A 14084-nucleotide genomic window follows, 5' to 3' on the forward strand; every position below is an offset into this window, starting at 1 on the left:
CTCGTGGCGCAGGCCCGCGTCACCTCACCGGAGGTGTCGACCGACGCGAGCTGCCCGTCGACGACGGGCCGCAACCCGTCTCCTTCCACCGGTGCGACCCCCTCGCGCGCTGGCGCGGGGTGAAGGCGTCGGTTCCCTTCCCGGCTGCCGTGGACCGGAACCCCGCCCCGGCCTCGCACTGCAGTCCCGCCGCTCTACGATCGGGGGCGTGTGCGCAGACGTCATGGTCGCCGAGGACGACGAGAAGCAGGCCGAGCTCGTACGCCGCTATCTGGAACGGGAAGGACACGCCGTACGGATCGTGGGCGACGGCCTCGCGGTGCTCGACGCCGTCCGGCACCGGGAACCCGACCTGCTCGTCCTCGATGTGATGATGCCCCGGGCCGACGGCCTGGACGTGGTGCGGGTGCTGCGGTCCGAGGACCGCGAGGTGCCCGTGCTGATGCTGACCGCCCGGTCGACCGAGGACGATCTCCTGCTCGGTCTCGACCTCGGCGCCGACGACTACATGACCAAGCCCTACAGCCCGCGCGAGCTGATGGCCCGGGTCCGCACCCTGCTGCGGCGCACCCGGCGGCCCGCAACCCCGGAGCCGGTGGCCGAGGACCCGGTCCTGCGGGTCGGCGGGCTCGTGGTCGACCCGGACCGGCACGAGGTTTCGGTGGGCGGCCGGACCGTGGAGTGCACCCCGGGCGAGTTCCGGATCCTGGCGGCCCTGGCGGCCGGGCCGGACCGGGTGTTCAGCCGGCAGCGGCTCCTGGAGGAACTCCACGGGTTCGACCGCTACATCAGCGCCCGGACCGTCGACGTGCACGTCATGAACCTCCGCAAGAAGATCGAGCGGGCCCCTCGGCGGCCGGAGCGGCTCCTCACCGTCTTCGGCGTCGGCTACAAACTGACCGACCCGGCGAAGGCCGCGGCCCGGCGTGCTTAGGGCACGCGGGCGCGGCGCCCGGCAGCAGGAGCCGGAACGGGTCCACCGCGCGCGGCTGCCGCTGCGGCGGAGTCTGCTGGGGCGGCTGCTCGCCGTCTCGGCGCTGGTGGCCGCCTGTTCGGTGGCGGCCACCGCCTGGATCGCCGTACAGACCACCTCGGGCGCGATCAAGCAGGAGCAGGGGCAGAACCTCACCGCGGACGCCCGCATCTACGACACCCTGCTGGAGTACGCCGCCCGCAACCCTACCTGGGACGGGGTCGGGGCGACGGTCCGGAAGCTGGCCCGGGAGTCGGGCCGCCGGGTCGCCCTGACCACGCAGGGCCGGCAGCCGCTCGCGGACTCCGCCACCGGGGAGACCGCGCGGGCCCTGCCGCCGCAGGCGTCGGCCGTGGTCGACCCGTTGTCCGTGGACACGGTTCTGGCGGCGCGCGGTGCCGACGGGCAGGGTACGGGCGCCGACCGGATCGACCCCCGGGCGGTGGGTCCGTTCCGGCTCTCGGCGGCCGACAGCCGGGCGTTGCGACGGACGGCGGACGACAAGGTGGCGTGCCTGAACCGGGCGGGGATCGCCTCGGACGTGGTGGTCGGCGCGAGCGGCCGCCCCCGGGTGCAGATCGTGGGCAACGACCCCGAACGCGCGCTCGGCACCCGCTGCGATCTCGCCGCCCTGGACGCGCCCACCCGTTCGGAGCGCAAGGCGCTCGACGCGCTCACCGAGCTGGCCGACGCCTGCCTGAAGCGGCAGGGCCGCGAGGGCGTCACGCTGAACAACGATCTGTCCTGGGGCGATCCGGCACCGGTGGCCGTGCCGGGCGAACCCGGGGCGCTCGTACCGCGGCCGGTGCCCGCGCCGCGCGACGCCCCGGCGGAGCAGGCCGCGCCGTCGGTGGAGATGCCGGAGCTGACCGGGGAGAGGGACCGGGCCATCGCGTCCTGTGTGGGCACGGCCCGCAGTGAACAGCTCAGTTCGTACGTGGCCTCCCCCGCTCTCCTCTTCATCGGCGACGAGGGCGGCGCGACGCTGCCGGGCTTCGACCTCTCCCCCGCGAACACGGCCAGGATCGCGGGAGCCGCGGCGCTCGTGCTGGCTCTCACGGTGGGCGCTTCGGTGTTCGCGGGAGCCCGGCTGGTACGCCCGCTGCACGCCCTAACCGGCGCCGCGCAGCGGATGCGGGACGGGGAGCAGCCCGCGTCGGTGCCCGTGTCGGGGGACGACGAGGTCGGGCGGCTGGCCGCGGCGTTCAACGACATGTCGGCCCATCGGGCGCGGCTGGAGGAGCAGCGCAAGGCGATGGTGAGCGATGTCGCCCATGAGCTGCGCACCCCGCTGAGCAACATCCGGGGCTGGCTGGAGGCCGCCCAGGACGGACTGGCCGACCCCGACCCGGCGTTCGTCTCCTCGCTGCTGGAGGAGGCGGTGCTGCTCCAGCACATCATCGACGACCTCCAGGACCTGGCGGCGGCCGACGCGGGGGCGCTGCGTCTGCATCCGGAACCCGTCGAGGTCCGGGAGCTGCTGGGCCAGGTCGCCGCCGCGCACCAGGCGCGGGCGGAGAACGCGGGCGTCACGCTCACCGTCACGGCACCCGCCCCGGGCCCGGCGCTGAGCGCCGACCCGGTGCGGCTGCGGCAGGCGGTGGGAAACCTGGTGTCCAACGCCGTACGGCACACGCCGGAGGGCGGGCGGGTGACGCTGCGCGCGTACGTCGCGGGGCGGGACGCTTCCGGTCCGCACGCCCCCGGGCCGAACGCCTCCGAGGAGGGCCGCGGGACGGCCGTGGCCGGCGGCGGGACGGTGGTGATCGAGGTGACGGACACCGGATCCGGTATCCCCGCGGACGACCTCCCCCATGTCTTCGACCGGTTCTGGCGCGCCGAGAAGTCCCGCAGCCGCCGCACGGGCGGCAGCGGCCTGGGCCTGGCCATCGTCCGCAAACTGGTCGAGGCGCACGGCGGCACGGTGGAGGCGACGAGCACCGAGGGCAAGGGGTCGACGTTCGCCCTCCAGTTGCCCGGAGCCGGGGGACGTCCGGCCCCTGATGGGATGACCACAGCGTTCTGACAGCTTCTTCATATCTCCACGCCAGCCTGGCTCCATGCCCCGCCCCCGGTGCGAACCGGCATCCGGGACCGCCACGGGGCCGAGTATGGAATGGAGCCATCCGCATGACCGCTTTCCCCTCGCGCACCACACTGCGCGCCGCCGTCCTCGCCGCTGTCGCGGCGGGCGCGGTGCTGGTCCCGTCCGCCGCCGCCTCCGCCGACGCCTCCCCGAAGCCGTCGGCGCCCGTCGAGGCCACACCGGCCCCGGAGCGGAGCGAGGCCGCCGCGGAGGCCCCGGAGAACGCCGCACCGGCGGTGACCCCGCGCGTCAACGTGGCGGGCGACCGCCCGGCACCGGCACCGAAGGCGGCCGCACCGGCGGTCACCCCGCGCGGCGGTGTCGCCGCCGGTGAACGCCCGGCCGGCAGCGGCGACAACAGCACGGCGCTGCTCGCCGGTTCGGCTGCCGGGGCCGCGCTGCTCGCGGGCGCGGGCACGTTCGTGCTGCGCCGCCGCTCGGCGGCGGGCCGCAACGGCTGACCCGACCGTTGAGTGTGGCGCCGCCCCGCGCAGGGGCGGCGCCACACGCAGTTCCCGAGCCGCAAGTTCACCCCCTCCCACCCCGATTCCGGAGTCTCCCTGTGCCGTCGCCCCGTACGCCCCACCGCTTCCGGCGGACCGCCGCCCTGCTGACCGCCGTCGCGGCCTGCGTCGCTCTGGCCGGCTGCTCGTCCGCCGAGCCCTCGGCAGCCACGGCCACCGCTCCCTCCGCGTCGGCGCGGGACGATGCGGGCTCCGGACCGACCGCACGGTCCCGGGCCGACGAGACGGAACGGTCGGCCCCCACGGAGGTCACCATCCCTTCCATCGGCGTACGGAGCACCCTCATGGAACTGGGCCTCAACGCGGACGGCACGGTCGAGGTTCCGCCGGCGGAGAAGGGCATGACGGCGGGCTGGTACCGCGGCGGATCCGTACCCGGCGCACCGGGCCCGGCCGTACTGATCGGCCACAACGACACCCGCTTCGGCCGGGCCGTCTTCCACGACCTGAAGGACATCCGCGAGGGCGCCGAGGTACTGGTCCGCGACGGGGCGGGGAAGACCCTGCGCTTCACAGTCACGGGGAAGGAAGCGGTCAGCAAGAAGGCGTTCCCCACGGAGAAGGTCTACGGCCCGACGAAGGGCAGCACGCTGCGGCTGATCACCTGCGACGGGGAGTTCGACGCGGAGGGCCACCCGGTGGACAACCTGATCGTCTACGGCGACCTCGCCTGAACGGCGCCGGGCACGATGCGGCGTATCCGGCCGGGATCCGGATGGCAGCCGATCCGACAGACTCGTGCCATCCGATGTCTACCCGTGGGTAACTGCCGCTGCTTGGATGGGGGTCGCCCGGTACGCCCCCCACTCGACCACAGGAGACCTCGTGCCGAACACCGCGCTCCGCCGCCTGACCGGCGTCACCCTGTCCGCCGCGCTCGCCACCGCCACCCTCGCCGCGAACGCTCCCCAGGCAGCGGCTGCCGAGACCCCGTCGCTGCGGGTGCTCTCGTACAACGCGTTCATCTTCAGCAAGACGCTGTACCCCAACTGGGGCCAGGACCACCGGGCGGCCGAGATCCCGAAGACGTCGTTCTTCCAGGGCAACGACGTCGTGGTGCTCCAGGAGGCGTTCGACAACGGCGCCTCCGACGCGCTGCTGCGCAACGCCGCCGCCCAGTACCCGCACCAGACGCCCGTGATCGGCCGGAGCAAGAGCGGCTGGGACGCGACGGGCGGCTCCTACTCGGCGACGACGCCGGAGGACGGCGGCGTCACCATCCTCAGCAAGTGGCCGATCGTCCGCAAGGAGCAGTTCGTCTTCAAGGACGCGTGCGGTGGTGACTGGTTCTCGAACAAGGGCTTCGCCTACGCCGTTCTGAACGTGAACGGCGCCCGGGTCCACGTCGTCGGCACCCACGCCCAGTCGACCGACCCCGGCTGCTCGGCGGGCGAGGCGGCACAGATGCGCAGCCGGCAGTTCAAGCAGATGGACGCGTTCCTCGACGCGAAGAACATCCCGGCCTCCGAACAGGTCGTCGTGGCGGGCGACTTCAACGTGGACGGGCACTCGGCGGAGTACGCGTCGTTCCTCTCCGACGCCGGCCTGACCACCCCGGACTCCCGGACGGGCCACACGTACTCCTTCGACACCCGCGACAACTCCATAGCCTCCGAGCGCTACCCCGACGACCCCCGCGAGGACCTGGACCACGTCCTGCACCGCACGGGCCACGCGAAGCCGGCGAACTGGAAGAACGATGTGGTCAAGGAGCAGAGCGCCCCGTGGACGGTGTCCAGCTGGGGCAAGAAGTACACGTACACGAACCTCTCCGACCACTACCCGGTGATCGGTTCCGGCCAGTAGCCGTCCTCTGACGTGGTGGTCCCCCGGTGAGGCGCCGGGGGACCACCGCCTGGGCGGGCGCGGGAGACTGGTGTGCGACGAAGACGGCACAACGGAGGAGAAGTACCCGTGAGCGACCCCCAGCAGCCCTTCACCCTCATCCCGGGCGCCGCCGACTCCCCGGTCCTCCTCCACGTACCGCACGGCTCCCGCCGCATCCCCCACCACGTGCGCGAGGGGATCGCGTTGGACGACACCTCCCTGGAGCGCGAGCTCGACCACATCACCGACGCCCACACCGCCGAACTGGCCGCGGCTGCGGCGAAGCTCGCCCCGGTCGCCCCCTGGCGCTTCGTCAACAACCTGTCGCGGCTGGTCGTCGACCCCGAACGCTTCCCGGACGAACGGGAGGAGATGCTCGCCGTCGGCATGGGCGCCGTCTACACCCGCACCACCCACCGCGAACCGCTCCGCCCGCCGGAGGACGACCCCACTCCCCTGCTGGAGGCGTACTTCCACCCGTACGCCACCGCCATGACCGAGGCGGTCGAGGCACGCATCGCCGCCGCCGGCCGCGCGGTGATCATCGACGTCCACTCGTACCCGACCGACCCCCTCCCCTACGAGCTCCACGGCACCGGCCCCCGCCCGCCCGTCTGCCTGGGCACCGACCCGTTCCACACCCCGCCGGAACTCCTCGCGGCGGCGGAGACGGCGTTCGGTGACCGTTTCGGCCACGACGGCATCGGGCACGACAGCCCGTTCGCCGGTACGTACGTCCCTCTCCGGCACTACGGGTCGGACCGCCGGGTCACCGCGCTGATGATCGAGATCCGCCGCGACGCATACATGACCGAGCCGGGCGGGCCTGCGGGTCCGGGCCTCGACACGCTGGCGGAGGGGCTGGCGGAGCTGGTGGGATCGCTCAGCCGACCTTCTTCCAGTCCTGGCATCCGTTGGACTTGAAGACCTCGCCCTTGTTGACGGTGACCCGTCCGCTGCCTTCCAGGTTGCCGTTGGCGATGATGGCGTCGAACTCCCCGCTGGAGTTCCTCGCCCGCTCCCAGTAACACCCGAAGGAGTCACCGGGACCGCCCGTCCTGTACGTACCGGCGCGCATTTCCTCACCCACCAGGTATTCACCGTCCCCGGCCACAGTGGTGGGCGGCCCCTTGGGCTTCGGCGGCTTCGGCGGCTTGGCAGTGACGGTGGCTGTCTTCGTCACGGTGACCTCCGGCCCGGGCACCTCCACCTCCTTGGTGACGGTGATCCTCGGGGTGGGACCGGCGTCCGAGGCCTCGGCGCGGGCCTCGTCGTCCGAGATGCCGATGCCGACTCCGAGGAACAGGGCGACGGCCCCCACGGCACCATGGGTGACCCAGGCCTTGCCTCGCGACGGCTTCCGCGGGGAAGTGAGCGCGGGCGAAGTCCCTGACGTGGGCGCTCCCCAGGGCGTAGCGGGGTGTCCGGGCTGCCCCGGATACCCACCGGGCGCCCCCGGGTGCTGGTGCTGGTGCTCGTCGGGCTGTTGCGGGTTCATGCGTACGCTCCAGGTCTTGGTTATGCGACAACAGGTGGGAGGCAGGGGACTCCTCGTCCACTGCGCCGGGCGGCGGACGGCAGGCTGGGACGGGCGGCCTACTGTCCGCGGATCCGACGCCCGGCCTCGGTTCCCGGGTAGAGGATGGCGTCGGCGACGCGCCCCCCGGAGTCCTTGACGCCACCGCTGAAGTTGAGCCGCCCGGAGGCGCCCGCCTTCGCCGCCACCCCGTCCCAGTAGCGCGCGTCCCGCTCCCACCGGACGCCGGACAGCAGCCGGTTCAGCTGATCGGAACCGAGCGCGTTCGACGGTTCGGCCCAGGGCGTTGTGTGGTGCACCGCGATGCCCAGTCCGGCGAGCACGGCCGGAGCGGTGAGGGCGCTCCGCGCGAGGAAGTGGGCGCTGTGGTCTGAGATCAGGCCCGCGAGAAGCGGCTGGACGTACGCCTCCACCTGCTGGGCATCCGTCCCGGCGGGCAGCTCGTCCTCGTGCACGGTCTCCGCCGAGCGGGAAAGACCACCGCGCCCGTAGATCGTCGTGATCACGAGGGCCCGGAGCGCGGAGAGGGTGATCACCTCGGGATCGGTCCTTCCCACCTGGCGCTTGCTCGCGTTGACCAGCTTGGCGAACGGCAAGGTCCTGTCGTCGATCTCAACCTTCACGGCGTCGGCGACACGGTGGGAGAGACGTGTGGCGAAGTCCCGCTGGTCCATCGACATGGCCAGGTTCTTGGCCACCACGACGCCCTGCACGTTCCGGTCGTAGAAGATCTGCCGGGCGTCGGCCACGGACAGGTCCACGTACAGCTCGAAGGGGACGCGTACGCGGGCGAGTTCGGTGTACGTGAGGCCGAAGCGCTCCGGATCGTCGTACAGCTCGTGCCAGGCGGTCGTCTGCGTCTCGCCGTCGATGGCGACGATCGAGGTGCCGGGCGCGATCGTCAGGGTCCGCAGTCCGGTGCCTGCCACCAGTTCGTCACTGAGGGCGGCGAGCGGTCCCGCGTGCCAGAACGTGATGGGCGGGGTGGACCAGCCGGCGCCCAGCTCGCCCTTGACGCCGTCGGCGATGTAATCGGCGTACGAGCCGACGTTCTTCCCCTTCTGCGTGGACTTCAGCGCCCGCTGGACCAGTGATCGCAGTTCGGCATGGCGGCGCACGGCCCCGGACGCGGCCTTCAAGATCTTCACGTCCTCCTCGCGGCGAGGCGACGGAACGAGCTGGACGAGCGTCGGTACGGACATGGTCCCGATCACCGCGTCGGCCCGGAACGGCATGACGGTGAGCTGGGTCCCCTCGATGACCGCTGTCGGCATGGTGATGCGCATGGCGATTCCCCCCTGAGACGGACGCTCCCACTGCGGAAGCATCTCAACATAAGCATCCCCATGAAAGCACTGTCAAACACATTGACGTGCATGTGGACTGGTGTAGGTTGTGAGCTGTTCGCTAGCAAGCGGCGCCTGATCACGAGGAGTCGTCCACCGCGTCTTCGGCCGTCGCCAGGGGGCCGCCCATCACCGACGGGGCGTCCGTTGTCGTCCGTTGTCGATCGCAACCGAGAGGTCCAGGAATTCCGCCATGCCCCAGCCATCCGCGCAGGTCACAGCGGCCGAGATCTCCCGCATCGCGGGAGTCACGCGCGCCACCGTCAGCAACTGGCGCCGTCGGCACGACGACTTCCCGGCGCCGACGGGAGGCAACGAGAGCAGCCCGCTGTACGACCTGACGGCGGTTCGGGCCTGGCTGGCCACGCGCGGCCACGCGGCGGCCACGAACGCCCTGGAGGAATTGCGCACCACTCTGCGCCTGCACCCCCGGGGCAGCGTCGCGGTGGCGAAACTGCTCCCGCTCGTACTCGCCGCGGCCCGCCGCGCTCCGGATGAGCTGACCGCGCTGGCCGAACTGCCGGACGCCGGCCTCGTCACCCACGCGGACGGCTCGGCCGCCCAGCTCGCCGACAGCGTCCCCGGCCCGGAAGCGGTCCGCTTCTCGCCGGAGGACACGGCGGTGCTGCGGGCGCTCGCCCTGTGCGTACGGGACGAGGGCGGCGAGGCGGCCCTCGGCGTCCTCGCGGAGTGGGAGCTGGAGGACACGGCCGCGAGTGGCACGTACGTGACCCCGCTCCGGCTTGCAGACCTCGTGGCCCGGCTGGTTCCCGGCCGACCCGCCCGCGTCCTCGACCCCGCCTGTGGCAGCGGCTCCCTGCTCGCGGCGGCGTCCCGGCGGGGCGCGAGCGAGCTGTACGGTCAGGACAGCGTCCCCGTGCAGGCCCGGCGCAGCGCGGTCGCTCTGATGCTGGCGGCCCCGGACACGACGGTCACCGTCCGCATCGGGGACAGCCTCCGCGCCGACGCCTTCGAGCAGCTCACCGCGGACGCGGTCCTGTGCAACCCGCCTTACGGGGACCGGGACTGGGGTCACGACGAGCTGGCCTACGACCCGCGCTGGGCCTACGGTGTGCCGCCGCGCGCCGAGTCGGAGCTGGCCTGGGTCCAGCACGCGCTCGCGCACCTGGAGCCGGGCGGCCACGCGGTGATGATCCTCCCTCCGGCCACGGCGTCCCGGGCGTCGGGCCGCCGCGTACGTATGGACCTCGTACGCAGCGGAGCTGTACGAGCCATCGTGGCCCTGCCGCCCGGCGCGGCGGCCCCCTTCCACGTCGGTCTCCACATCTGGGTGCTGCAACGCCCCGAACCGGCGGGCCCCGAACGCAAGTCGGTGCTGTTCGTCGACACGACGGTGGCGGGGGTGACGGGCGGCCCTGGCGACGCCCCCTCTTCCGGCGTGACGAGTGCGGGCAGACGTGGCGGAGGCCCGAACCCTGGCTCCTCTCGAACCAGCCGCTCCACGTTGGACTGGTCTGCGCTGTCGGGGACCGTGCTGACCCACTGGGAAGCGTTCACGGAGGCTCCCGACGACTTCGCCGATGAGCCGGGCGCAGCGCGCGCGGTCCCCGTGGTCGACCTGCTCGACGATGTCGTCGACCTCTCCCCCGCCCGGCATGTGCGGGTCTCACGGACCGACGTCGAACCGGCGGAGCTGGCGCGGGAAGCGGACGAGGCCCGACGCCGCCTCATCGCCCGGACGGAATCCCTGGGCGAGGCGGCGCGCTCGACCGACTGGCGCGCCGCCCCCGGCCCGTCGCCCCGCGAGTGGCGTACGGCCACGGCGGCGGACCTGGCCCGAGGCGGCGCGCTCACCCTGCTCCGTACCGCGCCGGAGACGCGGGAGCCCGATCCCGCAGTCTCGGCGCTCCCCGTGCTCACGGGCGGGGACATCGCCCGGGGCACGGGACCGACCGGCGACCCGACAGGCCTGCGTACGGAATCTGCGCCGGTGGTGGCGGTGGGCGATGTGGTCGTACGAGCGGTCGCAGGCGGCGGCGGAGCGATGGCCCGCGTGGCGGACGAGGCGGACGAAGGCGCACTGCTCGGCCCCCAGGTCCACCTGTTCCGTCCCGATCCGTCGCGCCTCGACGCCTGGTTCCTCGCCGGCTTCCTGGGCGCGGAAGAAAACATCGCCGCGGCGTCGACCGGCAGCACGATCGTGCACGTCAGTCCCGGCCGGCTGCGCGTACCGCTCCTGCCTCTGGAGGAACAGCGCCGCTACGGCGAGGCGTTCCGCCGCGTGAACGAGCTGCGGTCGGAGGCACGGCACGCCGCAGAACTGGCCGAGCGCATGGCGGGGCTGCTGGCGGGCGGGCTGACGGGGGGCGGGCTGGTACCGCCGCCGGGGGCGGACGGGCCGTCGCCCACGGACCCGGCTCAGCACACATCCGACGCTTCGGCCTGAATCGGCACCAAGAACGCCACGTACCGACCACACTTGTACGCACCCGTCCCGGCACGTTGGGCGGGAGTCCGAAAGGAATCCGGGGAACCCTTGAACAGCAACAAGCACACGGAGCTGGCGAACCACGCCTGGTCCGTCGCCGACCTCCTGCGCGGCGACTACAAGCAGTCCGACTACGGAAAGGTCATCCTTCCGTTCACCGTGCTGCGCCGCCTGGAATGCGTACTGGAGCCGACGAGGGCGAAGGTCGCCGAGACGGCGGCCCTGTACGAGAGCCAGGAGATCGACGGGGACTACTTCCTCCGGAAGGCGTCGGGTCACTCGTTCTACAACAAGAGCGCGCTGACCCTGAAGATGATCGCCGCCGACCCGCAGAACGCGGCGAAGAACCTTCAGGTGTACGTCGGTTCGTTCTCGGAGAACGCGACCGAGGTCCTGGACAAGTACGAGTTCGCGCAGCAGATCAAGAAGCTGGACAGCGCGAACCTGCTGTACCAGGTGATCGGCAAGTTCACGGACCTGGACCTGCGCCCCGAGGTCGTGTCCAACCACAACATGGGCTACATCTTCGAGGAGCTGATCCGCCGCTTCGCGGAGCAGTCCAACGAGACCGCGGGTGAGCACTTCACGCCGCGCGAAGTCATCCGGCTCATGGTCAACCTGCTGATCGCCCCGGACGGCGACGCGCTGAGCCTGCCGGGTGTCGTGCGTACGGTCATGGACCCGGCGTGCGGCACCGGCGGCATGCTGAGCGCGGCCGAGGAGCACATCAAGGCACTCAACCCGGACGCCACGGTGGAGGTGCACGGGCAGGAGCTCAACCCGGAGTCGTGGGCGATCTGCCGGTCCGACCTGATGATCAAGGGGCAGGACCCGGAGAACATCGCGTTCGGCAACTCGTTCTCGGACGACGGTCACGCGAGGGAGAGGTTCGACTACCTCCTGGCGAACCCGCCGTTCGGGGTGGAGTGGAAGAAGGTGAAGGAGGATGTCGAGTACGAGCACACGAACCTCGGCGACTCCGGCCGCTTCGGCGCGGGCCTTCCGCGGATCAACGACGGTTCGCTGCTCTTCCTCCAGCACATGATCTCGAAGATGAAGCCGGTGGACGCGAAGGGCGGGGGCGGCTCGCGCATCGCCATCGTCTTCAACGGCTCCCCGCTCTTCACGGGCGCGGCCGGCTCGGGAGAGTCGGAGATCCGCCGCTGGATCCTGGAGAACGACTGGCTGGAGGCCATCGTCGCGCTCCCGGACCAGCTCTTCTACAACACGGGCATCTCGACGTACTTCTGGATCCTGACGAACCGGAAGGACGCCCAGCACAAGGGCAAGGTGGTGCTGCTGGACGCGCGCGACCAGTGGGTGAAGATGCGGAAGTCGCTGGGCGACAAGCGCAAGGAACTGGGCGACGGGTCGGGTGGCAGGCCGAACCACATCGGCGACATCACACGGTTGTACGGGGACGCGGTGGCTGCTGCGGCGGACGCGGATCACCCGCTGCACGGGAAGGTGAAGGTCTTCGAGAACTCGGCCTTCGGGTACCAGCGGATCACGGTGGAGCGGCCGTTGAAGCTCCGGTTCGAGCTGACGGAGGAGACGCTGGCGGCGCTGGAGGCGTCGAAGGCGATCCAGAAGCTGCCGAACGCGGCGGCGCTGGTGGACGCCTTCAAGGCGATGGAGGGCGCCCGGTCCTGGGCGACGAAATCCGAGGCGTGGGTGGCGCTGAAGGACGCGGCGGTGGCGGCCGGCACGACGTGGCCGACCGGGGCTCCGTTCAGCAAGGCGTTGCGGGAGGCGGTGGGGGTGCGGGATCCGGGGGGCGAGGTGCAGATGGCGAAGGGGCAGAAGGAGCCGGACGCGGAGCTTCGGGATAACGAGAACGTGCCGCTGGGTGAGGACGTGGAGGAGTACCTGAAGCGGGAGGTATGCCCGCATGTGGCGGACGCGTGGATCGACCATACGAAGACGAAGGTGGGGTATGAGATTCCGTTCACGCGGCACTTTTACGTGTACAAGCCGCCGCGGCCGTTGACGGAGATCGATGCGGAACTGAAGGCGCTTGAGGCGGAAATCCAGGCACTGTTGGGCGAGGTGACTCAGTGACACTACAACGCATCAAAGATGTTGCACGCATCAATCAACATGTACTCCCGGAAAGCACTGACCCCAACTTTCGTTTTCGATACATCGATATCGGAGCAGTAGATAACATCGGGAATGTAACCATCCCAGATGAAGACTCGATCTTCTCTTCCGCTCCGTCCCGCGCACGTCGTAAGGCGCTTCCTGGATCCGTCCTGGTGTCGACGGTCAGGACATATCTACGCGCGATTGCCGTGGCACCTAAACATGAATCACCACTCGTTTTCTCGACGGGTTTCGCAGTCTTGGATGCCCAACCGGGCGTCAGCGGACGATTTCTCGGATATCACTGCCGTTCACAACCATTCGTTGATGAGGTTGTCGCTCGCTCGACCGGAGTAAGCTATCCAGCGATCAACGCGTCCGAAATCGGCAACTTGCCCATCTCACTGCCCCCGCTCAAGGAACAACACCGCATCGCCGACTTCCTCGACGCCGAGACCGCCCGCATCGACCAGCTCGCGTCTCTTCGGCTTCAACAGGCCTCCACTCTGGACGAGCGCTACGTCTCGGCCGTCTCAGAGCTGACCACACCGGGCATCGGCTCGGGCCGGGTCCGCTCGACGACCTGGCCCTGGCTCCCCCGGTCCCTCACCACCGCCCGGCTCGGCTACATGGCCCGGGTACAGACGGGTGTCACGGTGCACAACGCCCGCGAACCTGGCCCTGACGACGCAGAATTTCCCTACCTCCGCGTGGCCAACGTGCAGGGAGAATGGGTGGATCTCACCGAAACAAAGACCATCATCATTCCGCGGAACATGGCGCGGCGTTCGACACTCCGCGCCGGAGACGTGGTCATGACGGAAGCAAACGGGAATCCGGACAACCTCGGGCGAGGTGCAGTCTGGAGCGGTGCAGTCGCCAATATGGTGCACCAGAATCACGTCTTCGCCATTCGAGTCGACCAGGACAAGATGATCCCTGAATACTTGTCCGCCTTGCTGGCCTCCAACCATGGGCGACGATATTTTCGGTTCACCTCAAATCAGGTGGGAATCGCCACGACAAGCAGCTCTAAGGTGCTCGCTTTCCCCGTCCCTCTGCTGGATCTCGCCCAACAGGCCGCAGTCGTTGACGAGTACAGAAAGCTCCGCTCGACGATTACTCGCACGAGGGCAGCCTTGACACGTCAGAGTGGTGTGCTCGCCGAACGCCGCCAAGCCCTCATCACCGCCGCCGTAACCGGCCAGTTCGACGTCTCCACCGCCAGCGGCCGCAACGTAACGGACGGAGTGTAGG

11 protein-coding genes are annotated in these 14084 nt (G+C 70.7%); 9 read left to right on the forward strand and 2 right to left on the reverse strand.

Features of this window, described 5'->3' with window-relative positions:
• Positions 1-223: 223 nt before the first annotated feature.
• The 6 genes from IE140_RS24495 to IE140_RS24520 all read left to right on the forward strand — a co-directional run bounded on the left by IE140_RS24495 (position 224) and on the right by IE140_RS24520 (position 6334).
• Positions 224-934: a response regulator transcription factor gene (locus IE140_RS24495; protein ID WP_150193909.1), complete on the forward strand. Its 711-nt coding sequence runs from the start codon at positions 224-226 to the stop codon at positions 932-934.
• Positions 927-2999, forward strand: a complete 2073-nt coding sequence (locus IE140_RS24500; protein WP_189460697.1) for a sensor histidine kinase — start codon at positions 927-929, stop codon at positions 2997-2999. Before IE140_RS24495 ends, IE140_RS24500 begins: the two co-directional genes overlap by 8 nt.
• 104 nt (positions 3000-3103) lie before the next feature.
• Positions 3104-3520, forward strand: a complete 417-nt coding sequence (locus tag IE140_RS24505) for a hypothetical protein (RefSeq protein ID WP_150193907.1) — start codon at positions 3104-3106, stop codon at positions 3518-3520.
• Between the two features lie 101 nt (positions 3521-3621).
• On the forward strand, positions 3622-4257 hold the full coding sequence (locus IE140_RS24510) for a class F sortase (protein ID WP_150193905.1): 636 nt from the start codon (positions 3622-3624) through the stop codon (positions 4255-4257).
• Positions 4258-4408: 151 nt separating this feature from the next.
• Complete coding sequence (gene sph, locus IE140_RS24515) at positions 4409-5389, forward strand: sphingomyelin phosphodiesterase (protein ID WP_150193903.1); 981 nt, start codon at positions 4409-4411, stop codon at positions 5387-5389.
• A gap of 108 nt (positions 5390-5497) precedes the next feature.
• A complete protein-coding gene (locus IE140_RS24520; protein WP_150193901.1) occupies positions 5498-6334 on the forward strand; it encodes an N-formylglutamate amidohydrolase in 837 nt (278 codons plus the stop codon).
• On the opposite strand, the gene IE140_RS24525 is transcribed toward IE140_RS24520, so the two are convergent.
• Both IE140_RS24525 and IE140_RS24530 read right to left on the reverse strand, forming a co-directional pair.
• On the reverse strand, positions 6294-6731 hold the full coding sequence (locus IE140_RS24525) for an Rv1352/Rv1906c domain-containing protein (RefSeq protein WP_150193899.1): 438 nt from the start codon (positions 6729-6731) through the stop codon (positions 6294-6296). The two genes, IE140_RS24520 and IE140_RS24525, sit on opposite strands and share 41 nt — an antisense overlap.
• A 275-nt stretch (positions 6732-7006) precedes the next feature.
• The gene (locus IE140_RS24530; RefSeq protein WP_150193897.1) at positions 7007-8233 is read right to left on the reverse strand and encodes a DNA sulfur modification protein DndB; all 1227 of its coding nucleotides are present in this window, start codon (positions 8231-8233) and stop codon (positions 7007-7009) included.
• 253 nt (positions 8234-8486) lie between these two features.
• On the opposite strand from IE140_RS24530, the gene IE140_RS24535 reads away from it, so the two are divergent.
• The 3 genes from IE140_RS24535 to IE140_RS24545 all read left to right on the forward strand — a co-directional run bounded on the left by IE140_RS24535 (position 8487) and on the right by IE140_RS24545 (position 14083).
• Positions 8487-10700, forward strand: a complete 2214-nt coding sequence (locus IE140_RS24535; RefSeq protein ID WP_150193895.1) for an N-6 DNA methylase — start codon at positions 8487-8489, stop codon at positions 10698-10700.
• Between the two features lie 90 nt (positions 10701-10790).
• On the forward strand, positions 10791-12803 hold the full coding sequence (locus IE140_RS24540; RefSeq protein WP_150193893.1) for a type I restriction-modification system subunit M: 2013 nt from the start codon (positions 10791-10793) through the stop codon (positions 12801-12803).
• A complete protein-coding gene (locus IE140_RS24545; RefSeq protein ID WP_150193891.1) occupies positions 12800-14083 on the forward strand; it encodes a restriction endonuclease subunit S in 1284 nt (427 codons plus the stop codon). Before IE140_RS24540 ends, IE140_RS24545 begins: the two co-directional genes overlap by 4 nt.
• The last annotated feature ends 1 nt before the right edge of the window (position 14084 follow it).

The organism is Streptomyces parvus (assembly GCF_014648875.1).
In the GTDB taxonomy this organism is placed as follows: Bacteria; Actinomycetota; Actinomycetes; order Streptomycetales; family Streptomycetaceae; genus Streptomyces; species Streptomyces parvus.